Below are 22,485 nucleotides of genomic sequence, written 5' to 3'. Positions count from 1 at the left end.
GGGCGGCACCCCTGGTGGGGTGCCGCCCTTCGCGTCGTGCGGCCGCGCGCCACGCGGCCCGCGGTCACTTGCGCATGACCTCCGGCTCGTGCCGCCGCAGGAAGCGGGCGACGAGGAAGCCGCAGATCACACCGAGGACGAGCAGCGCGGCCATGTCCAGGCCCCAGGCCGAGGCCGTGTGGTCCCACAGCGGGTCGGTGCTGGTCGGGTCGTCGGTGTTCGGGGCGATCTTGTTGAAGTCCAGCGTGGTGCCGGCCGCGGCCACCGCCCAGCGGGACGGCATCAGGTACGAGAACTCGTTCACGCCGAGCGTGCCGTGCAGGGTGAAGAGGCAGCCGGTGAAGACGACCTGGATGATCGCGAACATCACCAGCAGCGGCATGGTCTTCTCGGCGGTCTTCACCAGCGAGGAGATCACCAGGCCGAACATCATCGAGGTGAAGCCCAGCGCCATGATCGGCAGGCACAGCTCCAACAGCGTCGAGCCGCCGAGCACAAGACCCTGGCCGGGGATCTCCCGGCTGGAGAAGCCGATCAGGCCGACCATCAGCCCCTGCAGCACCGTGACGGCGCCCAGCACGACCACCTTGGACATCAGGTACGCCGAGCGGGACAGGCCGGTGGCGCGCTCCCGCTCGTAGATGACCCGTTCCTTGATCAGCTCACGCACGGAGTTCGCGGCGCCCGCGAAGCACGCGCCGACGGCGAGGATCAGCAGCACGGTGGTCGCCGTGCCGTTCGGGACGGGCACACCGGTGCGCGGGTTGACCGAGTTGACCAGCAGGCCCTTGTCCGAGTCGATCAGCAGGCTGACCGCGCCCAGCACGGCCGGCAGGATCACCGTGAGCGCCAGGAACCCCTTGTCGGACGCGATGACCGCCACATAGCGCCGGATCAGGGTCAGAAGCTGGGAGCCCCAGCCCTGCGGCTTGGGCGGCTTGATGGCCTGCGGCGGCGGCATGTGTACGGACTGCGGGGCGACCGCGTCGATGTCCGCGGCGTACATCTGGTAGTGCTGCGAGCCCTTCCAGCGGCCCGCCCAGTCGTAGTCGCGGTAGTTCTCGAAGGCGGAGAAGACGTCGGCCCAGCTGTCGTAGCCGAAGAAGTTCAGCGCCTCGTCCGGCGGGCCGAAGTAGGCGACCGCACCGCCCGGCGCCATCACCAGCAGCTTGTCGCAGATCGCCAGCTCGGCGACCGAGTGGGTGACCACCAGGACCGTACGGCCGTCGTCGGCGAGGCCGCGCAGGAGCTGCATCACATCGCGGTCCATGCCCGGGTCGAGGCCGGAGGTCGGCTCGTCCAGGAAGATCAGCGAGGGCTTGGTCAGCAGCTCCAGGGCGACCGAGACGCGCTTGCGCTGGCCGCCGGAGAGGGAGGTGACCTTCTTGTCCTTGTGGATGTCCAGCTTGAGCTCGCGCAGCACCTCGTCGATGCGGGCCTCGCGCTCGGCGGCCGTGGTGTCGGCCGGGAAGCGCAGCTTGGCCGCGTACTTCAGGGCCTTCTTGACGGTCAGCTCCTTGTGCAGGATGTCGTCCTGCGGGACCAGACCGATGCGCTGGCGCAGCTCGGCGAACTGCTTGTACAGGTTGCGGTTGTCGTACAGGACCTCGCCCTGGTTGGCGGGCCGGTAGCCGGTGAGCGCCTTCAGCAGCGTCGACTTGCCGGAGCCGGACGGGCCGATGACCGCGATCAGGGACTTCTCCGGGACGCCGAAGGAGACGTCCTTCAGGATCTGCTTGCCGCCGTCGACCGTGACCGTCAGATGGCGCGCCGAGAAGGACACCTCGCCGGTGTCGACGAACTCCTCGAGCCGGTCGCCGACGATGCGGAAGGTGGAGTGGCCGACGCCGACGATGTCGTTCGGGCCGAGCAGCGCCGAACCGCCCTTGGCGATCGGCTGGCCGTTCACGTAGGTGCCGTTGTGCGAGCCCAGGTCGCGGATCTCGAAGCGGCCGTCGGGCGTCGAGTGGAACTCGGCGTGGTGCCGGGACACCTGGAGGTCGGAGACGACCAGCTCGTTCTCCAGGGCACGGCCGATGCGCATCACGCGGCCGACGGCGAACTGGTGGAACGTGGTCGGGCTGCGGTCGCCGTAGACCGGTGGCGCCCCCGCCGCGCCGCCGGGCGTCTTCTGCACCGGGTTCTCGGCCGGACCGCCCTGCTGCTGCGGGAACGCCGGCCGCTGCTGAGACTGCTGCCAGTCGGCCCGCGGCGCCTGCTGGTGCGCGGCGGCCTGCTGCGGGATCCCCTGCTGGGGGGCCTGCGGCTGCGCCCAGCCGGGTCCCGCGCCCTGAGCCGCGTACGGCGCGGACTGCGCCTGCTGCTGCGGCTGGGCGGCCTCGGCCGGGGCGCCGGAGAGGTTCAGCCGCGGCCCGTCGGTCGCGTTGCCGAGGAACACCGCCGAGCCCGGGCCGAGTTCCACGTGCTGGACCCGCTGACCCTGCACGAACGTGCCGTTGGTGCTGCCGTGGTCCTCGATGACCCAACTGCGGCCGGTGAAGCTGACCGTGGCGTGACGCCAGGAGACCCTGGCGTCGTCGAAGACGATGTCACCCTGCGGATCGCGGCCGAGGGTGTAGGACCTGGACGGCTCGAGCGTCCAGGTCCGTCCGTTTGTTTCCAGTACGAGTTCCGGCACTCCATGCCCCACTGAGTTGTCCCCCGAATTTCCCCCATCACAGGGAGTCTAGGGATGTCGAACATCGTGGGGAACTATTCCAGGCTGGGACCCGTGACCGAAAGCCGGGCCTTGCGCAGCACGCCGGCACACGCTTCAACTCGCCCCGTTGACGGGGTTGAAACCCGGCCGGAGAGTGGTAATCCCCCGCGAGGGGGACAAGCGCGGCAGCGGTGCCGCGCCGCGGATCGGGGGGTCTGCCATGAGCGCTGCCACGGGTGCCGGGACCGAGCGGCCGGGTGCGCCGCTGCCGTGGGCGGACATCCTGCTGTCCGCGGTCGCCGCGGTGAGCTGGGCGTCGGTGGGGATGACGGCCACGGCGGCCTTGGGACTGCACCTGCTCAAGGCGGACGCGGCGGGCTCACTGGGCCCGATGACCGCGGCCGTAGTGGCGCTGGGGGCGGGTGGTTCGGTCTCCCCGTCCGCGGACGTGTCCGCCTTCGGGCTGAAGGGCGGTGAGGCGCACACCGCCGTCGAGATCACGCCACTGGGCGTGAGCCTGGCCGGCGCCCTGCTGCTCGCGTGGTTCTTCCTGCGGTCCCTGCGCGCGGCGGGAGTTGTGATCGCGCCGTCCGAACTCCTCGCGCGCGCGGGCACGGTGGCCGCCCTCTTCCTGGCGATGCTGGCCGGGCTCGCCTGGGCGGGGCACGACGTCGTCACCGTCGACGGCGGCTCGCTCGGCCTCGGCGGGCCGTCCGGCGGGGGCGGCGCCGGCCTTCCCGGCCTCGGTGACCTGGGCGGCCTCGGCGGCCTCCTCCCGGACCGGGTCGGCGACCTGGTCCACGCCAAGGCGGCCGTCGGCTTCTCCGTGGACACCGCGCCCACCCTCCTCGGCGGGCTCGGCTGGTGCGTCGGCGTCCTGCTGATCTCGCTGCTGGCCTCCCGCCGCACTCCCCTGCCGCCCGGCTGGGACGCCGTGCACCGGGTGGTACGGCCGGCCGTCTCGGCGCTCGTCACCGTGCTGCTGGTGGCCGTGGCCGCCGGGCTCGCCGCTGCCGCGTACGCGACGGCCGGCGACGACCACCCCGGGCGGGTCGCCGGCGCCGCCCTGCTCGGCGCGCCCAACGGGGTGTGGCTCGGCGTACCGCTCGGGCTCTTCGTCCCCTGGGACGGCAGGGCCACCGGCGCCCTGGCCGGTGTGCTCCCGCACCCGCTGAACCAGCTGCTGGGCGCGGCGCCGGACCAGCCGGTCACCGTGGGCCGGCTGGCCGGGCTGGACGGCCGGGTGTGGCTGCTCGCGGTGGCGGCCGGCGCGGCGATGCTGCTGGCGGGGGTGCTGACGGCGGTGCGCACACCGGTGCCCGGCGGGACGGGCACGGCGGGCTTCGCGGGGCGGTGCGCCCTGCGGCTCGGGGTCGCGACCGCGCTCGCCCTGCCGTTCCTCGCCTGGCTTACGGACGTCTCGGTGGACGCCTCGCTGTCCGTGCTGGGCTTCGACGCGTTCGGCGCGGGCCTCGAACTGCACGGCCGGCTGGGCACGGCGCTGCTGCTGGGCGCCGTGTGGGGTGCGGGCGCCGGCGCGGCGGGAGCCCTGCTCGCCCGGGCGCTGGGCGCGGCGGGGACCCGGATGGCCCGCCCGGCACGCGCACGGGACCACGGGACGGTCGCGGCGGGCGGCGGCGAGGCGGCGGAGTACGGGGGCGGGTTCGAGGGCGGAGCCCGCGGGGCCGGGTGGCCCCGGGCCGGGGACGGTCCCGGGCGGACCGCGCCCGGTGGCGGGCCCGGGGGCCGGGTGGGCGACGGCTTCGGGGAGGCCGGACCTGGCGGTGGCGCCGGGCCCTACTCGCCGGGCAGGCCGTACCGGCCGCCGAATCCGGGCACGAACCCCTATCTCCGGCTGCCGCGGGAGGTGCGGGCGGAGCCCGAGGACGCGCGGCCGGCCCCGGCCGTGGACGACGTGTACGGCGCGCCGACGATCTCCCGCCGGCTGGCTCCGCCCCCGCCGCGGGGCCGCCCGGCGCGGCCCGCGCGCGACCGCTCGCCGGACACCCCGGACGACGGCCCGCCACCGCCGCCACCACCTCCGCCACCGCGTCCGGGGTCCGGTAGGTGACCCGCGGACGGGTATGAGTGCGGGGACAGCACCGGGCAAGGTGCGGTACACCCACCGGACACCTGTTGTTCCGTGTCCGTCAGGCGGACCGCACGGGCGGAAGGCACTGGGTGCCGGATACGGTGGTGACACCATGAGCGCTTCGCAGACTCCCGAGGTCCCCACTCTCCTCGTCAAGATCTTCGGCAAGGACAGGCCGGGCATCACGGCCGGCCTCTTCGACACCCTTGCCGCCTTCCTCGTCGACGTGGTCGACATCGAGCAGGTCGTCACCCGGGGCCGCCTGGTGCTGTGTGCGCTGGTCACCCAGCCGCCGGCCGGTCTCGAAGGCGATCTGCGGGCCACCGTGCACAGCTGGGCCGAGTCGATGAAGATGCAGGCGGAGATCATCTCCGGGCACGGCGACAACCGGCCCCGCGGGCTCGGGCGCTCCCTGGTGACCGTGCTCGGTCATCCGCTCACGGCGGAGTCGACGGCGGCCATCGCCGCCCGCATCGCGAAGACCGGCGGCAACATCGACCGTATCTTCCGGCTCGCCAAGTACCCCGTGACAGCGGTGGAGTTCGCCGTCTCCGGAGTGGAGACCGAACCGCTGCGCACGGCCCTGGCCCAGGACGCGGCGGCACTGGGTGTCGATGTCGCCGTGGTCTCGGCCGGCCTGCACCGGCGGGCGCAGCGCCTGGTGGTCATGGACGTGGACTCCACCCTCATCCAGGACGAGGTCATCGAGCTGTTCGCCGCGCACGCGGGCTGCGAGGACAAGGTCGCCGAGGTCACGGCGGCGGCGATGCGCGGGGAGCTGGACTTCGAGCAGTCGCTGCACGCGCGGGTGGCGCTGCTGGAGGGGCTGGACGCCTCGGTCGTGGAGAAGGTGCGCGACGAGGTGCGCCTGACGCCCGGCGCCCGCACGCTCATCCGCACCCTGAAGCGGCTCGGCTACCAGGTCGGTGTCGTCTCCGGCGGCTTCACGCAGGTCACGGACGACCTCAAGGAGCGGCTGGGGCTGGACTTCGCCCAGGCCAACACGCTGGAGATCGTCGACGGCAAGCTCACCGGGCGGGTCACCGGGGAGATCGTGGACCGGGCGGGCAAGGCGCGGCTGCTGCGCCGGTTCGCCGCCGAGGCCGGGGTGCCGCTGGCGCAGACGGTGGCGATCGGCGACGGCGCCAACGACCTGGACATGCTGAACGCGGCCGGGCTGGGCGTCGCCTTCAACGCCAAGCCGGTGGTCCGCGAGGCCGCGCACACGGCGGTGAACTTCCCGTTCCTCGACACCGTGCTCTACCTGCTGGGCGTCACCCGCGAAGAGGTCGAGGCGGCCGACACGCACGACGAGGACTGAACCGCCGGCCGGGAACCGCCCGCGGCCGGGACGGCTCGGGCGGGAGGGCGGCCCGGACGCGCGGAGGGCCCGGCGCCGTGGCGGTGCCGGGCCCTGCCGTCGTCCGCCGTCACTCGGAGGGCGCCCAGTAGTCCACCGGCGTGGCCACGCCCGGCTCCAGGCTCTTCCAGCCGCCGTCGAAGGTCAGCACCACGAAGGCGGCGGCCGGGAAGCCGCGCCGCTTCATCCGCTGGCGGGCGTCGCCCCCGGACTCGCCGGCCAGCACCTCGGCCAGGCCGTGCACACCCGGGTTGTGGCCGATCAGGATCACGTTCTGCGCGTCGTCCGGTACCTCGTTCAGCACGGCGATCAACTCGCCGGGAGACGCCTCGTAGACCCGCTCCTCATAGACGGTCTTCGGCCGGTGCGCGAGTTCGTGGACGGCGAGCTTCCAGGTCTCACGGGTCCGGACGGCCGTGGAGCACAGGGCGAGGTCGAACGTGTAACCGGTGTCGGCCAGCTTGCGTCCCGCGACCGCGGCGTCCATGCGACCCCGCTCGGCGAGAGGGCGTTCGTGGTCGGACACCTGCGGCCAGTCGGCTTTCGCATGCCGGAAAATGACGATCCTGCGAGGTTCTGCGACGCTCATGAGATCCAGCTTCGCATGAAACAAGCCACCCGGCGCAGGGAGTTGACATGGGGATTCGCCACGGGCGGAGGCTCCGGGTCAGCGGGCGAGGAGCCGCTGCGCGCGTTCGAGGAGCTGGGCGACCGCCGGGTCGCCGCTCGCCGCGTGGGCCTCGGAGGGGTTGAGTATCAGCGCCAGTAGCACGGCGAAGGCGAGGGCGGGCAGGAGGAGCGCCCACCAGGGCAGCCGGATGTCGACGCCGCCCGCGGGGCCGGTGTGGGTCCGGGTGTGCGTACGGACCGGCATGGTCGCCTCCGTAAGGTCCTCGAGTGTTCCTGGCCGCCTGCCGCGGTCATGTCTCGAAGGTACGGAGTCCCAGGCCGCCGGCCCATCCGGTGACCCACCCATTCGACCCTGACCCTGCCCCCCTAGGGGATGGTGGGGGCAGCCCCACCATCGGGGCGGGCCGGGTCAGGGTGAGGCGATCGTCGCGATGACGCCGATGATCACGAAGATGGCGAGGAACGAGCCGAAGACGAGCAGCAGCTTCTTCTGGCCGTTCTTGGGATTCGGGTCGAGCACAGGCTGCATGCGCCCAGTCTGACACCCTTCGTCCGGGACGGAGCGTCCGGGGTGCCGCCGGGCGTCGCGCGCCGGGCGCCTGGTGGGCTACTGGCGCTGGGCCTCTCCCGCCTCGTCCTCCACCGTGCGGTCGCGGCCCGCGACGAAACCGACCACCATCTGGGGCACCATCAGGCCCGCCATCAGGGCGATCGGCAGTCCCCAGCCGCCGCTGTGCTGGTAGAGCACGCCGACCAGCAGCGGGCCGGGGATGGAGATGAGATAGCCGGTGCTCTGCGCGAACGCGGAGAGCTGGGCCACGCCGGCGCCGGTCCTGGCCCGCATGCCGACCATGGTCAGCGCGAGCGGGAAGGCGCAGTTGGCGATGCCGAGCAGCACGGCCCAGGCCCAGGCGCCGGCGGCCGGCGCCAGGTAGAGGCCGGCGTATCCGGCGAGGCCGCACACGCCCAGGGCCAGCACGATCGGGCCCTGGTGGGGCAGCCGGGTGGCGAGCCGCGGGATCACGAAGGCCAGGGGGACGCCCATCACCATGGTGACGGCGAGGAGCAGGCCGGCGGTGCCAGCCGGGACGCCGGAGTCCCGGAAGATCTGCGCCATCCAGCCCATCGTGATGTACGCGGCGGTGGCCTGGAGCCCGAAGAAGACCGCGAGCGCCCATGCGGTGCGGCTGCGGGTGATGCGCAGCGGGTGCGCCTCCCGGCCGTCCGGCGTCGTGCGCACCGGCTCCTGGACGGGGGGCTCGTCCCGCCGGCGCACCAGCGGCAGCCAGGGCAGTACGGCGGCGGCCGCGAGAGCCGCCCACACGGCGAGGCCGGGCTGCCAGCCGCCGCCCAGCGCGCCGGTCATGGGCACGGTGACCGCGGCGGCGACGGAGGTGCCGAGGGCGAGGGCCATCGAGTACAGCCCGGTCATGGAGCCGACCCGGTCGGGGAACCAGCGCTTGACGATGACCGGCATCAGCACGTTGCTGACGGCGATGCCCATCAGGGCGAGCGCGCTGGCGGCGAGGAAGCCGGCCGTCCCGCCGGCGTACGGGCGTATCAGCAGGCCCGCGGTGATGGCTGCCATGCCGGCGCACACCACGGCGGCCGGCCCGAAGCGGCGGGCCAGCCTGGGCGCGGTGACGCCGAAGACGGCGAAGCAGAGCGGGGGCACGGAGGTGAGCAGTCCGGCCACGCTGCCGCTCATGCCGAGTCCGTCGCGGACCTCCTCCAGCAGCGCGCCGAGGCTGGTGATGGCGGGGCGGAGGTTGAGCGCGGACAGCACGATGCCGGCGACGACGAGACGGGTCGCCCAGGCACGCGCGGGCGGGACCGCCCGGGTGCCCGGCGGTGTGCTCGTGCCGCGTCCGGTCGAAGGCATCTCCGTACGGGTGTCCGCGATCCGCGTTTCCTCACTGGCCATGCCGCACATCATAGAATCATGGGATGATTGGTTGTCCACTCCCCCGGCGGCGCAGTCCCGGGACCACGTGCGAAGGTGTGCCATGCCTCTGAGCCACCCGCGCCGTTCGGCGCTCTCCGAGCAGGTCATCGCGGAGCTGCGGGCGCAGATCGCCTCCGGCGAGTGGCCGGTGGGTTCGCGCATCCCGACCGAGCCCGAACTGGTGGAGCAGCTCGGCGTCGCCCGCAACACCGTCCGCGAGGCCGTGCGGGCGCTCGCGCACAACGGTCTGCTGGACATCCGGCAGGGCTCGGGCACGTATGTCGCGGCGACGAGCGAGCTGGCCGGCGTGATGCACCGCCGTTTCGCAGGGGCCGACCCGCGGCACATCGCGGAGCTGCGCTCGACGCTGGAGTCCGCGGCGGCGCGGCTGGCCGCCGGGCGGCGCACCGAGAAGGACCTCAAGCAGCTCGACGCGCTGCTGGTGCGGCGCGAGGAGGCCTGGGAGTCCGGCGAGGCGGAGGCCTTCGTGGCGGCCGACGCGACGTTCCACCTGGCGGTGGTGGCGGCCTCCCACAACGACGTCATGACGGCGATGTACGCCGACCTCGGCGAGGTGCTGCGGGACTGGCTGCGCGCCGACGTCGGCGGCGGCCTGACCCCCGAGACGCACATGGACCACGCCCGTCTGGTGGACGCGATCCGCGCCGGTGACGCGGCGGCGGCCGCCGAGGAGGCCGCGAGCTATCCGTTCCTGTGCCGCCCGGGCAGGTTCAGCGCGCCTTCTGGTGGCTGATCCACACCGAGCGGACCTCCTTCCAGCAGCGGCCGGTCAGCCGCACCGTCAGGGCCGCGTCGGTGTTCACGGGCGCGCTGTCGGTGTCGATGTCCCACCAGCGGGCGCACTCGATGTGGAGGCGCACGCGGTCGGTGTCGACGTAGGGGTTGTGGCAGTAGGCGACGACGCGCGAGCCGGTGACGGCCGTGCGGCAGGCGGCGCCGAACAGCTCGGGCGCGGGCGGCTTGCCGTCGCTCCCGCGCGCGTGGCAGAGCGTGGCGTACGGCAGACAGAGCACGAGCGCCGCGGCCACGGTCACCGGGGCCAGGCTGCGGGACAGGCGCACAAGGGGACCTCCTCGGCCAGGCTGCGGAGGGATGCGCGGGGTGGTGACGCTGCCTCCAGGGTGCGCCGCCGGCTCCCCGGACCGCCCGGCCGGTTACGCCGCACGAGTGACGCCCCGCTCCCCGCGCGCTGCGGGGAACGGGGCGTCGGGCGTACGGGGCTCACCCGCGCGGTACGCGGGTCACCGTGTGCCGTGCGCGGCTCAGGCGCCGATGGCGTGCAGGCCGCCGTCCACGTGGACGATCTCGCCGGTGGTCTTCGGGAACCAGTCGCTCAGCAGGGCGACGATGCCGCGGCCGGCCGGCTCGGGGTCCTTGAGGTCCCACTCCAGCGGGGAGCGGGTGTCCCACACGGCGGCGAGGTCGCTGAAGCCCGGGATGGACTTGGCGGCCATGGAGCCGAGCGGGCCCGCGGAGATGAGGTTGCAGCGGATGTTCTGCTTGCCCAGGTCGCGGGCGATGTAGCGGCTGGTGGCCTCCAGCGCGGCCTTGGCCGGGCCCATCCAGTCGTACTGCGGCCAGGCGAACTGCGCGTCGAAGGTGAGGCCGACGACCGAGCCGCCGTTCTGCATCAGCGGCAGGCAGGCCATGGTCAGCGCCTTCAGGGAGAACGCCGAGACGTGCATGGCGGTGGAGACCGACTCGAACGGCGTGTTGAGGAAGTTGCCGCCGAGCGCGTCCTGCGGCGCGAAGCCGATGGAGTGCACGACGCCGTCCAGGCCGCCCAGCTCCTCGCCGACGAGGTCGGCCAGCCGCCCGAGGTGCTCGTCGTTGGTGACGTCCAGCTCGATGACCTTCGCGGGCTTCGGCAGCTTCTTCGCGATGCGCTCGGTCAGCGTGGGCCGCGGGAAGGCGGTCAGGATGACCTCGGCGCCCTGCTCCTGGGCCAGCTTCGCTGCGTGGAAGGCGATGGAGGCCTCCGTCAGCACACCCGTGATCAGGATGCGCTTGCCCTCGAGAATTCCGCTCATGTTGATCAGTGACCCATTCCCAGTCCGCCGTCAACGGGGATGACGGCTCCAGTGATGTACGAGGCGTCGTCCGAGGCGAGGAACCGCACCGCCGCGGCGATCTCCTCCGGCTGCGCGTAGCGGCCGAGCGGCACCTGGGACACGATGTCCTTGCGCTGCTCGTCGGTGAGCACCTTGGTCATGTCGGTGTCGACGAAGCCGGGCGCGACGACGTTGAAGGTGGTGTTGCGCGAGCCCAGCTCACGGGCGAGGGAGCGCGCGAAGCCGACGAGGCCGGCCTTGGAGGCGGCGTAGTTCGCCTGCCCCGCCGAGCCGAGCAGGCCGACCACCGAGGAGATCAGCACGACGCGGCCCTTGCGGGCCCGCAGCATGCCGCGGTTGGCGCGCTTGACGACGCGGAAGGTGCCGGTGAGGTTGGTGTCGATGACCGAGGTGAAGTCCTCCTCGGACATGCGCATCAGGAGCTGGTCCCGGGTGACGCCGGCGTTGGCGACGAGGACCTCGACGGGACCGTGCTGCTCCTCGATCTCCTTGTAGGCCTGCTCCACCTGCTCGGGGTCGGTGATGTCGCACTTGACGGCGAGGAAGCCGGCCGGCGGCTCACCCGAGCGGTACGTGATCGCGACCTTGTCGCCGGTGTCGGCGAAAGCGCGGGCGATGGCGAGGCCGATGCCCCGGTTGCCTCCGGTGACGAGAACCGAGCGGCTCAACGGATCACCCTTTCGATAGCGGTCTGATGCGGTACGGCACCCGCCCGAACACCTCGATGACAGGCGGCTTCATCGAAAACCTATCGGTAGCGCCCCTTCCGTGGGCAAGCGGGCACCGACAGTGGCTGAAGTGCGTCACTGTCGGGTCCCTACAGAAAGCGGCCCGGGCGGAGCGAAACCTGTGGTCCGCCGGGCCGCTGTCAGGACATGATCGGACCGACAGGCCACGACAGCAGGGAGACCTCCGTGCCTCATTCCATCGACGAAGCCTTCACGGCGCTGCCGCTGAGGGCCCTGGCCGACGCCGCGCTGGCACGCGCGCGGGCGCTCGGGGCCGAGCATGCGGACTTCCGGTTCGAGCGGGTGCGCAGCGCGTCCTGGCGGCTGCGGGACGCCAGGCCCGCGGGATCGTCGGACACCACCGACCTCGGCTACGCGGTCCGGGTCGTGCACGGCGGCGCCTGGGGCTTCGCGTCCGGGGTGGACCTGAGCCTGGACGCGGCCGCGAAGGTCGCCTCCCAGGCGGTGGCGATGGCGAAGCTCTCCGCGCAGGTCATCAGGGCGGCCGGCGCGGACGTGGGGGCACCTCCCACGCCTTTCGGGCAGTGGGGGAGGGTGGAGCTGGCGGACGAGCCGGTGCACGCGGACCGCACGTGGATCTCGTCGTACGAGATCGACCCCTTCTCGGTGCCCGACGAGGAGAAGGCCGGGCTGCTGGCGCAGTGGAGCGCCCGGCTGCTCGCGGCGAACGGCGTGGACCACGTGGACGCCTCGCTGCTCACCGTGCACGAGAACAAGTTCTACGCGGACACGGCCGGCACCGTGACGACCCAGCAGCGGGTGCGGCTGCACCCGCAGCTCACCGCGGTGTCGGTGGACGACTCGAGCGGCGAGTTCGACTCGATGCGGACCATCGCGCCGCCGGTGGGCCGGGGCTGGGAGTACCTGACGGGCACCGGCTGGGACTGGGACGCCGAGCTGGAGCGGATCCCGGAGCTGCTGGCGGAGAAGATGCGGGCGCCGAGCGTGGAGCCGGGCCTGTACGACCTGGTGGTCGACCCGTCCAACCTGTGGCTGACCATCCACGAGTCCATCGGGCACGCCACCGAGCTGGACCGCGCCCTCGGCTACGAGGCCGCCTACGCCGGCACCTCCTTCGCCACCTTCGACCAGCTCGGCAAGCTCAGGTACGGCTCCGAGCTGATGAACGTCACCGGCGACCGCACCGCCGAGCACGGCCTCGCGACCGTCGGCTACGACGACGAGGGCGTCGAGGCGCAGTCCTGGGACCTGGTGAAGGACGGCACGCTGGTGGGCTACCAGCTCGACCGGCGGATCGCCCGGCTGACCGGGTTCGAGCGGTCCAACGGGTGCGCGTTCGCCGACTCGCCGGGTCATGTGCCGGTGCAGCGCATGGCCAACGTGTCGCTGCGGCCGGACCCCGCGGGGATGTCCACCGAGGACCTGATCGGGGGCGTCGACCGGGGCATCTACGTGGTCGGCGACCGCTCCTGGTCGATCGACATGCAGCGCTACAACTTCCAGTTCACCGGGCAGCGCTTCTTCCGGATCGAGAACGGCCGGATCACCGGGCAGCTCAAGGACGTCGCCTACCAGGCGACGACCACCGACTTCTGGGGCTCGATGGCCGCCGTGGGCGGCCCGCAGACCTATGTCCTGGGCGGCGCCTTCAACTGCGGCAAGGCCCAGCCGGGCCAGGTGGCCGCCGTGTCCCACGGGTGCCCCTCCGCGCTGTTCCGGGGCGTCAACATTCTGAACACCACCCAGGAGGCCGGCCGATGAGCGCCCGTACCAACAAGCCGCACGAGGTCGTCGAGCAGGCGCTCGCGCTGTCCCGGGCCGACGGCTGCGTGGTCATCGCCGACGAGCAGTCGACCGCGAACCTGCGCTGGGCGGGGAACGCGCTCACCACGAACGGCGTGACGCGCGGCCGTACGCTCACGGTGATCGCGACCGTGGACGGCAAGGAGGGCACCGCGTCCGGCGTCGTGTCCCGGTCCGCGGTGACGGCCGCGGAGCTGGAGCCGCTGGTGCGGGCCGCCGAGGCCGCGGCGCGCGGGGCCGGGCCCGCCGAGGACGCGCAGCCGCTGGTCGGCGACGTGCCCCCTTCCCCGGACTTCACCGACGCGCCCGCCGAGAACTCCTCCGCGGTGTTCGCCGACTTCGCCCCGGCGCTCGGCGAGGCCTTCGCCCGCGCCCGGGCCGGCGGCCGTGAGCTGTACGGCTTCGCCAACCACGAGCTGGTGTCGACGTACCTGGGCACCTCCACCGGCTTGCGGCTGCGGCACGACCAGCCCACCGGGACGCTGGAGATGAACGCCAAGTCGCCGGACCGCACCCGTTCGGCGTGGGCGGGGCGGTCGACGCGCGACTTCAAGGACGTCGACCCGGGCGCGCTCGACGCCGAGCTGGCCGTGCGCCTGGGCTGGGCCGAACGGCGCGTGGAGCTGCCCGCGGGCCGGTACGAGACGCTGCTGCCGCCGACCGCGGTCGCCGACCTGCTGATCTACCAGCTCTGGTCGGGCTCGGGCCGGGACGCGGCGGAGGGCCGCACGGTGTTCTCCAGGCCGGGCGGCGGCACCCGGGTCGGCGAGAAGCTGAGCGAGCTGCCGCTGACCCTGCGCAGCGACCCGCACGAGCCGGGCCTGGAGTGCGCGCCGTTCGTGGTCGCCCACTCCTCCGGCGGCGACCAGTCCGTGTTCGACAACGGGCTGCCGGTGCGGGCCACCGACTGGGTCGGCGAGGGCGTGCTGCGGAACCTGACCACGACCCGGCACAGCGCGGGCCTGACCGGGCTGCCGGTCGCCCCGGCGCTCGGGAACCTGATCCTCGACGGCGGTCAGGACCGCTCCCTGGAGGAGATGGTCGCGGACACCGGACGCGGGCTGCTGCTGACCTGCCTGTGGTACATCCGCGAGGTGGACCCGGCGACGCTGCTGCTCACCGGCCTCACCCGGGACGGCGTCTACCTGGTGGAGGACGGGGAGGTCACCGGGCAGGTGAACAACTTCCGGTTCAACGAGTCGCCGGTGGACCTGCTGGGCAGGGCGGCGGAGGCCGGGCGCACCGAGAAGACGCTGCCGCGCGAGTGGAGCGACTGGTTCACCCGGGCCGCGATGCCCGCGCTGCGGATCCCGGACTTCAACATGAGTTCGGTCAGCCAGGGCGTATAACCTCGTAGTCGGCTGTCACCCGACCGCCCGAAGATCTTCAAGGAGACACGAGAACCGTGACGGACATCGTCGACGAGCTGAAGTGGCGTGGGCTGTTCGCCCTGTCCACCGACGAGGACGCCTTGCGCAAGGCGCTCGCGGACGGTCCCGTCACGTTCTATTGCGGTTTCGACCCGACGGCGCCGTCGCTGCACGTGGGGCACCTGGTGCAGGTGCTGACCGTGCGCCGGCTCCAGCAGGCCGGGCACCGGCCGCTGGCGCTGGTCGGCGGCGCGACGGGGCTGATCGGCGACCCGCGCCCGACCGCCGAGCGCACGCTGAACGACCCGGAGACGGTGGCCGGCTGGGTGGGCCGGCTGCGCGGCCAGATCGAGCCGTTCCTGTCCTTCGAGGGCGAGAACGCCGCCGTCATGGTGAACAACCTCGACTGGACGGAAGGCCTGTCCGCGATCGAGTTCCTGCGGGACATCGGCAAGCACTTCCGGGTGAACAAGATGCTCACGAAGGACTCCGTGGCCCGCCGGCTGGAGTCCGACCAGGGCATCAGCTACACCGAGTTCAGCTACCAGATCCTGCAGGGCATGGACTTCCTGCAGCTCTACCGGCGGTACGGCTGCAGGCTCCAGCAGGGCGGCAGCGACCAGTGGGGCAACCTCACGGCCGGCCTGGACCTGATCCACCGGCTGGAGCCGGACGCCGACGTGCACGCCCTGGCCACCCCGCTGATGACCAAGGCGGACGGCACCAAGTTCGGCAAGACCGAGGGCGGGGCCGTCTGGCTCGACCCGGAGATGACCGCGCCGTACGCGTTCTACCAGTTCTGGCTGAACGTGGACGACCGGGACATCTCGCGGTACATGCGGATCCTGTCGTTCAGGTCCCGGGAGGAGCTGGAGGAGCTGGAGCGGCAGACCGAGGAGCGTCCGCAGGCCAGGGCCGCGCAGCGCGCCCTCGCCGAGGAGCTGACGACGCTGGTGCACGGCGCCGGTCAGACGGCCGCCGTGATCGCCGCGTCCAAGGCGCTCTTCGGTCAGGGCGAGCTGGCGGAGCTGGACGACAGGACGCTGTCGGCCGCGCTGTCCGAGGTGCCGCACATCCAGGTCACCGAGCTGGGCCCGGTGACGGACCTGTTCGCCGAGGTCGGTCTGGTGGCCAGCAAGTCGGCCGCCCGCCGGACGGTGAAGGAGGGCGGCGCCTACGTGAACAACGCGAAGGTGACCGCGGAGGACGCGGTGCCCGCCCGGGAGGACCTGCTGCACGGGCGCTGGCTGGTGCTGCGCCGGGGCAAGAAGAACCTGGCCGCGGTCGAGGTCAAGCCGGCCTGAGACATGCCGGAGGCCTGAGACACACCGGAGGGCGGCTTTCCGACGCGGGGGCCGCCCTCCGGTGTGTCCGCCGTCAGACGCGCTGCCGTTTGTGCTTGCCGACCGTCGCCATGTAGAGGGCGTCGATCACGGCGACGATGATGATCGCGGCGACGATCTGGAAGATGTGCCGGCTCCAGTCGATGCCCTTGGTCTGCGCGACGCCGAGGGCGGCCGCGATCGCGTTTCCGGCGATGGCGCCGAGGATGCCGCCGATGGTGGTCAGCCACAGGGGGCTGTGCTGCTTGCCGGGAATGACCGCCTTGGCGATGAGGCCCAGCACGAAGCCCACGATGATCGCCCACAACCAGCCCATGGCTTCCTCCTCGTACCGATTGGCGTGCGTGAGCACTACGGCAAGTCTCGGCGTGCGGGCCGTACGGCGCATGTCGGGTGCGCCCGTACGTGGTCCGGCCCACGGTGGTCGCGCGGACGGGCGGCGACCCGGTCTCGTGGGCGGCCGGGTCGCGGCGTACCGTGGAGATGTTCCGCACGGGCCGGCGCCCACGCGGACGACGGTTCTGCGGGCCATGGGAGCTCGATGCGGGCGGATGGTGGAATGTGATGCGGAAGCAGCACGGCGGCGACGTCCAGGTGTTCCGGATCACCGGCGCCCGGACGGGTCTGGCCGAGGACGTGCGGGGCCGGCAGCGGCGGTATGTCATCTCGATGACGATCCGGACCGCCTCGGTGATCCTCGCGGCGACCCTGTGGAACGTCGAACGGTACGTGGCCATCGTGGCGCTGGTGCTCGGCGCGGTGCTCCCCTACATCGCGGTGGTGATCGCGAACGCCGGCCGGGAGCGGCCGCCCGCCCTTCCGTCGACCTTCGTCACGGCTCCGACGCGGCCGATGATCACTCCGCCGCGCGCGCAGGACGGGAGCGCGCAGGCGGAATCCGTACCGGAGGACCTGTCGGCGGAGCCGGGGACGCGGGGGTCCGGCGAGCGGCAGTGACCGCCGTGCGGGGCCTGAACAAGGCGGACACGGGGCGGTGGACCGGACCCGTCGCCAAGCTCAGGAAAAGCTCAATTCATTCGTGCGGTTCGGTGCCGGACGCAGGGTGACCCATGACATACTGCGTACGCGCTCCGCATCCCCCGTCGGAGCGACGGACCGACGCCGGGCAGCTCCCCCCGTGGCTGCTCGGCGTCGCCTTGTTTACGGGGGCCCGGTGAGACGGAACCAGTGAAGAACCTGTGAGTGACGAGACCCCCATCTGCTCCGCCAAGGGCTGCCGTGCCACCGCCGTGTGGGTACTGGCCTGGAACAACCCGAAGATCCACACTCCGGAGCGGCGCAAGACGTGGCTCGCCTGCGAGGAGCACCGCGAGCACCTCTCGCAGTTCCTCGGGGTCCGGGGGTTCCTGAAGGACGTGGTGAGGTTCGAGGAGTGGCGGGCGGCCGAGGAGTCGTGAGACCCCGTCGCCGGATCACCGTCCGCCGCCCTCGCGACGGGCTCTAGCCGCCGATCGCCGACATCGGCCGGTCCGGCTGGACGAACGACGGGTCGTCGAGGCCCGCGCCGGCCTTCTTGCCCCACATCGCCACGCGCCAGAGGCGGGCGATCTCCTCGTCGGGGGCGCCGGAGCGCAGGGCCGCTCGCAGGTCGGTCTCCTCGGTGGCGAACAGGCAGGTCCGTATCTGGCCGTCGGCCGTGAGCCGGGTGCGGTCGCAGGCGGCGCAGAACGGGCGGGTGACCGACGCGATCACGCCGACGCGGTGCGGGCCGCCGTCCACCAGCCAGCGTTCGGCCGGCGCCGAACCCCGCTCGTCCGCCCCCTCGGGCGTGAGGTCGAAGCGGGTGCGCAGGGAGGCCAGGATGTCCCCGGCGGTCACCATGCCGTCGCGCTTCCAGCCGTGCTGGGCGTCGAGCGGCATCTGCTCGATGAAGCGTAGTTCGTAGTCGTTCTCCACCGCCCAGGCCAGCAGGTCCGGGGCCTCGTCGGCGTTCAGCCCCGGCATCAGGACCGAGTTGACCTTGACCGGGTCGAGGCCCGCCTCGCGGGCGGCCTCCAGGCCTTCCAGGACGTCGCGGTGGCGGTCGCGTCGGGTGAGGGTCTTGAAGACGTCCGGGCGCAGGGTGTCCAGGGACACGTTGACCCGGTCCAGGCCCGCCGCCTTCAGGGCGGAGGCGGTGCGACGCAGACCGATGCCGTTGGTGGTGAGGGACATCTGGGGACGGGGCTCGAGTGCGGCGACCCGCTCGACGATGCCGGCCAGGCCGGGGCGCAGCAGGGGCTCGCCGCCGGTGAAGCGGACCTCCTCGATGCCGAGCCCGCCGACCGCGATGCCGATGAGGCGGACGATCTCGTCGTCGGTGAGCAGGTCGGGCTTGGCCAGCCACTGCAGGCCTTCCTCGGGCATGCAGTAGGTACAGCGCAGATTGCACCGGTCGGTCAGCGAGACCCGAAGGTCGGTGGCGACGCGGCCGTAGGTGTCGATGAGCACGTGGGCCCCCTCCCTCGGTACCGGACAGTCGTTCTCCGTCACCTGCGAGCCTACGTGAGAGGACCGACAACGGAGGCGGCCCGATCCCACGAGGCACGGCGGGGCCGCGTCGTAGGACCGTACGATCCCGCACGACGCGGCCCGTCGCCACTGGTGTCAGTGCGCTCCCGTGCCGGTCAGGGAACGCACCTCCAGTTCCGCGTACTTGCCCGTGTCCGGGACCTCCTTGGAGAGCAGGGTGCCCACCGCGCCCAGCAGGAATCCGACCGGGATCGAGATGATGCCCGGGTTCTCCAGCGGGAACCAGTGGAAGTCGGCGTCCGGGAACATCGAGGTCGGCTTGCCGGACACCACCGGCGAGAACAGCACCAGGCCGACCGCGGTGACCAGGCCGCCGTAGATCGACCACAGGGCGCCGGAGGTGGTGAACCGCTTCCAGAACAGGCTGTAGAGGATGGTCGGCAGGTTGGCGGAGGCGGCGACCGCGAAGGCGAGGGCGACCAGGCCGGCCACGTTGAGGTCGCGGGCCATGGCGCCGAGCACGATGGAGACGGCGCCGATGCCGACGGTCGCCCAGCGGGCCGCGCCGAGTTCCTGCTTCTCGGTGGCCTGCCCCTTCTTGATGACGTTGGCGTAGATGTCGTGGGCGAAGGAGGACGACGAGGCGAGGGTGAGGCCGGCGACCACCGCGAGGATGGTGGCGAAGGCGACGGCGGAGATGCTGGCGAGCAGGATGGCGCCCCAGTCGGAGTCCACTCCGCCGAGGTGCAGGGCGAGGAGCGGCGCGGCGGTGTTGCCCGCCTTGTTGGAGGCGATGATCTCGTCCGGTTTGATCAGCGCGGCGGCGCCGAAGCCGAGGGCGAGGGTCATCAGGTAGAAGGCGCCGATCAGGCCGATCGCCCAGATGACGGACTTGCGGGCGGCCTTGGCGGTCGGGACCGTGTAGAAACGGATCAGGATGTGGGGCAGGCCCGCGGTGCCGAGGACCAGGGCGATGCCGAGGGAGATGAAGTCCAGCTTGGTGGTGCCGGTGGCGCCGTACTTCAGGCCGGGTTCCAGGAAGGCCGAGCCCTTGGCGCTGTTGTCGGCGGCGGTGCCGAGCAGGTCGGAGATGTTGAAGTGGAACTTCAGCAGGACCAGGAAGGTCAGCAGCAGGGCGCCCAGGATCAGCAGCACCGCCTTGACCATCTGGACCCAGGTGGTGCCCTTCATGCCGCCGATGGTGACGTACACGATCATCAGGACGCCGACCAGGGCGACGATGCCGATCTTGCCGCCGTCGCTGGTGATGCCGAGCAGCAGCGAGACGAGCACGCCGGCGCCGGCCATCTGGGCGAGGAGGTAGAAGATCGACACGACGATGGTGGAGGTGCCGGCCGCGGTGCGGACGGGCCGCTGGCGCATCCGGTAGGCCAGGACGTCGCCCATCGTGTAGCGGCCGGAGTTGCGCAGCGGTTCGGCGACCAGGAGCAGGGCGACCAGCCAGGCGACCAGGAAGCCGATGGAGTACAGGAAGCCGTCGTAGCCGAAGAGGGCGATGGCGCCGGCGATGCCGAGGAAGGACGCGGCGGACATGTAGTCGCCGGAGACGGCCAGGCCGTTCTGGAAGCCGGTGAACTGCCGTCCGCCGGCGTAGAAGTCGGCGGCGTCCCTGGTCTGCCGGCCGGCCCAGACGGTGATCACGAGGGTCGCGGCGACGAACACCGCGAACAGGGTGATGATCAGCGTCCGGTGCTCGCCGGCCTCGCCGGCGGCGAGCAGGGTGTGCTGTGCGGGGCTCATGCTCCGCCCTCCATCCGGGACTTGATGGCCTCGGCCCGCGGGTCGAGCTTGACGGCGGCGCGCCGTGCGTACCACCAGGCGATGAGGAACGTGGTGAGGAACTGTGCGAGGCCCAGGACGAGGGCCACGTTGACGTTGCCGGCCACCTTGGTGCCCATGAAGCCGCCCGCGTAGCAGGACAGCAGCACGTACAGCAGGTACCAGGTGATGAAGGCGATGGTCAGGGGGAACGCGAAGGAGCGGTTGGCGCGGCGCAACTCACCGAACTCCGCGCTCTGCTGGACCTCGACGAACTCCTCGGTGGAGGGAAGGTGGGCTTGCGGTTTCGCGGGTGGCGGTGTCTCGGTGGCCACGGGCTCTCCTCGCGTCGGACCTGCGCTGCGTCGACCTCACGGACGGGAAATCACGTTACCGGCAGTCGCCGGACGACTGCGGTGAGTGTTTCCGGCGGAGGGCCGGCGGTCGTTGCGGGCCCTCCGTCCACGGTCACGGCGCCGGGCGCGGACCGGTTCAAGTCGGCCTGCCCCTTTCGGAGATCAGATCGGCGGGATAGCTTCGGCCTGCACCACCCGTCATGTACGCGCCCGGGCACCACCTGTGTCTCGGGCGGTTCCGTATCCGGATGATGTGGAGATCCCATGGTTCATTCGCGCTCCAGACGCCGCCTGGCGCTCGCCGTGCCGGTCGTGCTGTCACTGACCGCCTCGCTCGGTTTCCTGCCGACGGCGGCCTCGGCGTCGACCGAGGCGGCCACCACGGCACGGGCCGCGGACGGCCCGGGCCTGGCGTACGTGGTCAACACCAGGACGGACCACCGCACGATCGAGTCGGTGGAGCGGGCGGTCTCCCGCAACGGCGGCACCATCGTGGCGAGTTACGACCGGATCGGGGTGATCGTCGCGCACTCCGCGCAGGCGGACTTCGGGGCGCGGATGCGCGCGGTGCGCGGCGTCGAGTCCGCGGGCGCCACCCGTACCGCCCCGCTGAGCGCGGCGGGCACGACGGACGAGGGCGCGGTCCAGGTCCTGTCGAAGGCGGAGGCCGCGAAGGTGGCCCGGGGCGCGGCGGCGGGCGAGGAACCCCTCGAGGCCGACCAGTGGGACCTGCGGTCGATCGGCGCCGACCAGGCCGCGACGATCAACCCGGGCAGCAGGAACGTGACCGTCGGCGTGATCGACACCGGTGTGGACGACACCCACCCGGACATCGCCCCGAACTTCTCCGCGTCGCAGTCGGCGAACTGCGTGAGCGGCAAGGCCGACACGACGTACGGCGCCTGGCGGCCCGCGGACGCCGACCACTACCACGGCACGCACGTCGCGGGCGAGATAGCCGCGGCCCGCAACGGCATAGGCGTGGCCGGCGTGGCGCCCGGGGTGAAGGTCGCCAGCATCACGGTGGCCCAGCCGGACTCGACCTCGCTGTTCTACCCGGAGAGCGTGGTCTGCGCCTTCGTGTTCGCGGCGGACCACGGCATCGAGATCACCAACAACAGCTACTACGTCGACCCTTGGCTGTACAACTGCATGGACGACCCCGATCAGCGGGCCATCGTCGACGCGGTCAACCGCGCCCAGCTGTACGCACAGCGCAAGGGCACGCTCAACGTAGCCTCGGCGGGCAACTCCAACGACGACCTCGACTCCGACGCGATCGTGGACGACTCCAGCCCGGACGACTCGACCGCCACCACCCGCACGGTCGACCCGCACAAGTGCTTCGACATCCCGACCCAGCTGCCGGGCGTGGTCACCGTGAGCGCGGTGGGCGTCAAGGGCGCCAAGTCGTACTACTCCAGCTACGGCAAGGGCGTGGTCGACGTGGCGGGGCCGGGCGGCGACCGGTACCAGATCCCGGACACGCCGTCGAAGAACGGCCGCATCCTGTCCACACTGCCGAACAACCAGTACGGCTTCCTGCAGGGCACGTCGATGGCGTCGCCGCACGTGGCCGCCGTGGCCGCGCTGCTGAAGTCGGCGCACCCGCACGCCACCCCGGCCCAGTTGCAGGCCCTGCTCAAGGCCCAGGCGGACAACCCGGGCTGCCCGGCCGGACCCTACGACGGGAACGGTGACGGGGTCGTGGACGCGACCTGCGTCGGCGGCAAGCGCGTCAACGGGTTCTACGGGCACGGCATCGTCAACGCGCTGCGCGCGGTGCGCTGACCGGTCCCGGAGCACGGGTGCCGCCGGAAGGCCTCCGGCGGCACCCGCCCGGCCGCACGCCGGGCCCACCCCCTCCATATTG

The 22,485-nt window shown here is 72.2% G+C and carries 21 protein-coding genes; 9 read left to right on the top strand and 12 right to left on the bottom strand.

Annotation, left to right across the window (positions count from 1 at the left end):
• Positions 1–64: 64 nt before the first annotated feature.
• On the bottom strand, positions 65–2,638 hold the full coding sequence (locus TNCT1_RS28860; protein WP_143637870.1) for an FHA domain-containing protein: 2,574 nt from the start codon (positions 2,636–2,638) through the stop codon (positions 65–67).
• A gap of 241 nt (positions 2,639–2,879) precedes the next feature.
• Here TNCT1_RS28860 and TNCT1_RS28855 point away from each other — a divergent pair, with 241 nt between their 5' ends.
• Entirely contained in the window at positions 2,880–4,730 is a 1,851-nt protein-coding gene (locus tag TNCT1_RS28855; protein ID WP_143637868.1) for a streptophobe family protein, read from the top strand.
• Positions 4,731–4,863: 133 nt separating this feature from the next.
• Positions 4,864–6,072, top strand: a complete 1,209-nt coding sequence (gene serB, locus TNCT1_RS28850; protein ID WP_143637866.1) for a phosphoserine phosphatase SerB — start codon at positions 4,864–4,866, stop codon at positions 6,070–6,072.
• Positions 6,073–6,181: 109 nt separating this feature from the next.
• Here serB and TNCT1_RS28845 read toward each other — a convergent pair whose 3' ends face one another.
• The 4 genes from TNCT1_RS28845 to TNCT1_RS28830 all read right to left on the bottom strand — a co-directional run bounded on the left by TNCT1_RS28845 (position 6,182) and on the right by TNCT1_RS28830 (position 8,623).
• Positions 6,182–6,700 carry a histidine phosphatase family protein gene (locus TNCT1_RS28845; protein WP_143637864.1) on the bottom strand — a complete coding sequence of 173 codons (519 nt, stop codon included), beginning with the start codon at positions 6,698–6,700 and terminating at the stop codon, positions 6,182–6,184.
• 78 nt (positions 6,701–6,778) lie between these two features.
• Positions 6,779–6,985, bottom strand: coding sequence for a hypothetical protein (locus tag TNCT1_RS28840; RefSeq protein WP_143637862.1), 207 nt, complete (start codon positions 6,983–6,985; stop codon positions 6,779–6,781).
• A gap of 165 nt (positions 6,986–7,150) precedes the next feature.
• A complete protein-coding gene (locus TNCT1_RS36730; RefSeq protein ID WP_143637860.1) occupies positions 7,151–7,270 on the bottom strand; it encodes an SGM_5486 family transporter-associated protein in 120 nt (39 codons plus the stop codon).
• Between the two features lie 78 nt (positions 7,271–7,348).
• Positions 7,349–8,623, bottom strand: a complete 1,275-nt coding sequence (locus TNCT1_RS28830; RefSeq protein WP_143637954.1) for a CynX/NimT family MFS transporter — start codon at positions 8,621–8,623, stop codon at positions 7,349–7,351.
• Positions 8,624–8,747: 124 nt separating this feature from the next.
• Here TNCT1_RS28830 and TNCT1_RS28825 point away from each other — a divergent pair, with 124 nt between their 5' ends.
• Positions 8,748–9,440 carry a FadR/GntR family transcriptional regulator gene (locus TNCT1_RS28825; protein ID WP_143637858.1) on the top strand — a complete coding sequence of 231 codons (693 nt, stop codon included), beginning with the start codon at positions 8,748–8,750 and terminating at the stop codon, positions 9,438–9,440.
• Here TNCT1_RS28825 and TNCT1_RS28820 read toward each other — a convergent pair.
• The 3 genes from TNCT1_RS28820 to fabG all read right to left on the bottom strand — a co-directional run bounded on the left by TNCT1_RS28820 (position 9,418) and on the right by fabG (position 11,447).
• On the bottom strand, positions 9,418–9,768 hold the full coding sequence (locus tag TNCT1_RS28820) for a hypothetical protein (protein ID WP_143637856.1): 351 nt from the start codon (positions 9,766–9,768) through the stop codon (positions 9,418–9,420). The two genes, TNCT1_RS28825 and TNCT1_RS28820, sit on opposite strands and share 23 nt — an antisense overlap.
• 201 nt (positions 9,769–9,969) lie before the next feature.
• The gene (fabI, locus tag TNCT1_RS28815) at positions 9,970–10,737 is read right to left on the bottom strand and encodes an enoyl-ACP reductase FabI (protein WP_143637854.1); all 768 of its coding nucleotides are present in this window, start codon (positions 10,735–10,737) and stop codon (positions 9,970–9,972) included.
• Between the two features lie 5 nt (positions 10,738–10,742).
• Positions 10,743–11,447, bottom strand: a complete 705-nt coding sequence (fabG, locus tag TNCT1_RS28810; RefSeq protein WP_143637852.1) for a 3-oxoacyl-[acyl-carrier-protein] reductase — start codon at positions 11,445–11,447, stop codon at positions 10,743–10,745.
• A 246-nt stretch (positions 11,448–11,693) separates the two neighbouring features.
• Between fabG and TNCT1_RS28805 the strand changes: the two genes are divergently transcribed.
• From TNCT1_RS28805 to tyrS, 3 genes are read left to right on the top strand one after another with little or no spacing between them, the layout of a single operon-like run.
• Positions 11,694–13,250: a TldD/PmbA family protein gene (locus tag TNCT1_RS28805; RefSeq protein WP_143637850.1), complete on the top strand. Its 1,557-nt coding sequence runs from the start codon at positions 11,694–11,696 to the stop codon at positions 13,248–13,250.
• Positions 13,247–14,641, top strand: coding sequence for a TldD/PmbA family protein (locus tag TNCT1_RS28800; protein WP_143637848.1), 1,395 nt, complete (start codon positions 13,247–13,249; stop codon positions 14,639–14,641). The genes TNCT1_RS28805 and TNCT1_RS28800 overlap by 4 nt, the downstream gene beginning before the upstream one ends.
• 56 nt (positions 14,642–14,697) lie before the next feature.
• Positions 14,698–15,966, top strand: coding sequence for a tyrosine--tRNA ligase (gene tyrS / locus TNCT1_RS28795; RefSeq protein WP_143637846.1), 1,269 nt, complete (start codon positions 14,698–14,700; stop codon positions 15,964–15,966).
• Positions 15,967–16,039: 73 nt separating this feature from the next.
• On the opposite strand, the gene TNCT1_RS28790 is transcribed toward tyrS, so the two are convergent.
• The gene (locus TNCT1_RS28790; RefSeq protein WP_143637952.1) at positions 16,040–16,321 is read right to left on the bottom strand and encodes a GlsB/YeaQ/YmgE family stress response membrane protein; all 282 of its coding nucleotides are present in this window, start codon (positions 16,319–16,321) and stop codon (positions 16,040–16,042) included.
• Positions 16,322–16,569: 248 nt separating this feature from the next.
• Here TNCT1_RS28790 and TNCT1_RS28785 point away from each other — a divergent pair, with 248 nt between their 5' ends.
• Positions 16,570–16,962 (top strand): DUF3099 domain-containing protein, encoded by a 393-nt coding sequence (locus TNCT1_RS28785; protein ID WP_143637844.1) that lies wholly within the window; start codon positions 16,570–16,572, stop codon positions 16,960–16,962.
• 242 nt (positions 16,963–17,204) lie between these two features.
• Complete coding sequence (locus TNCT1_RS28780; RefSeq protein WP_143637842.1) at positions 17,205–17,423, top strand: hypothetical protein; 219 nt, start codon at positions 17,205–17,207, stop codon at positions 17,421–17,423.
• Between the two features lie 43 nt (positions 17,424–17,466).
• On the opposite strand, the gene moaA is transcribed toward TNCT1_RS28780, so the two are convergent.
• The 3 genes from moaA to TNCT1_RS28765 form a co-directional block, all read right to left on the bottom strand.
• Complete coding sequence (gene moaA, locus TNCT1_RS28775) at positions 17,467–18,456, bottom strand: GTP 3',8-cyclase MoaA (RefSeq protein WP_216856685.1); 990 nt, start codon at positions 18,454–18,456, stop codon at positions 17,467–17,469.
• Between the two features lie 156 nt (positions 18,457–18,612).
• Entirely contained in the window at positions 18,613–20,238 is a 1,626-nt protein-coding gene (locus tag TNCT1_RS28770) for a cation acetate symporter (protein ID WP_143637838.1), read from the bottom strand.
• Positions 20,235–20,591 (bottom strand): DUF485 domain-containing protein, encoded by a 357-nt coding sequence (locus TNCT1_RS28765; RefSeq protein WP_143637836.1) that lies wholly within the window; start codon positions 20,589–20,591, stop codon positions 20,235–20,237. The genes TNCT1_RS28770 and TNCT1_RS28765 overlap by 4 nt, the downstream gene beginning before the upstream one ends.
• Positions 20,592–20,876: 285 nt before the next feature.
• On the opposite strand from TNCT1_RS28765, the gene TNCT1_RS28760 reads away from it, so the two are divergent.
• Positions 20,877–22,403 carry a S8 family serine peptidase gene (locus tag TNCT1_RS28760; RefSeq protein WP_143637834.1) on the top strand — a complete coding sequence of 509 codons (1,527 nt, stop codon included), beginning with the start codon at positions 20,877–20,879 and terminating at the stop codon, positions 22,401–22,403.
• Positions 22,404–22,485: the final 82 nt, after the last annotated feature.

The sequence above is a fragment of the Streptomyces sp. 1-11 genome (genome assembly GCF_007176755.1).
Taxonomy (GTDB): domain Bacteria; phylum Actinomycetota; class Actinomycetes; order Streptomycetales; family Streptomycetaceae; genus Streptomyces.
This window is presented reverse-complemented; position numbering and strand designations above follow the sequence as displayed.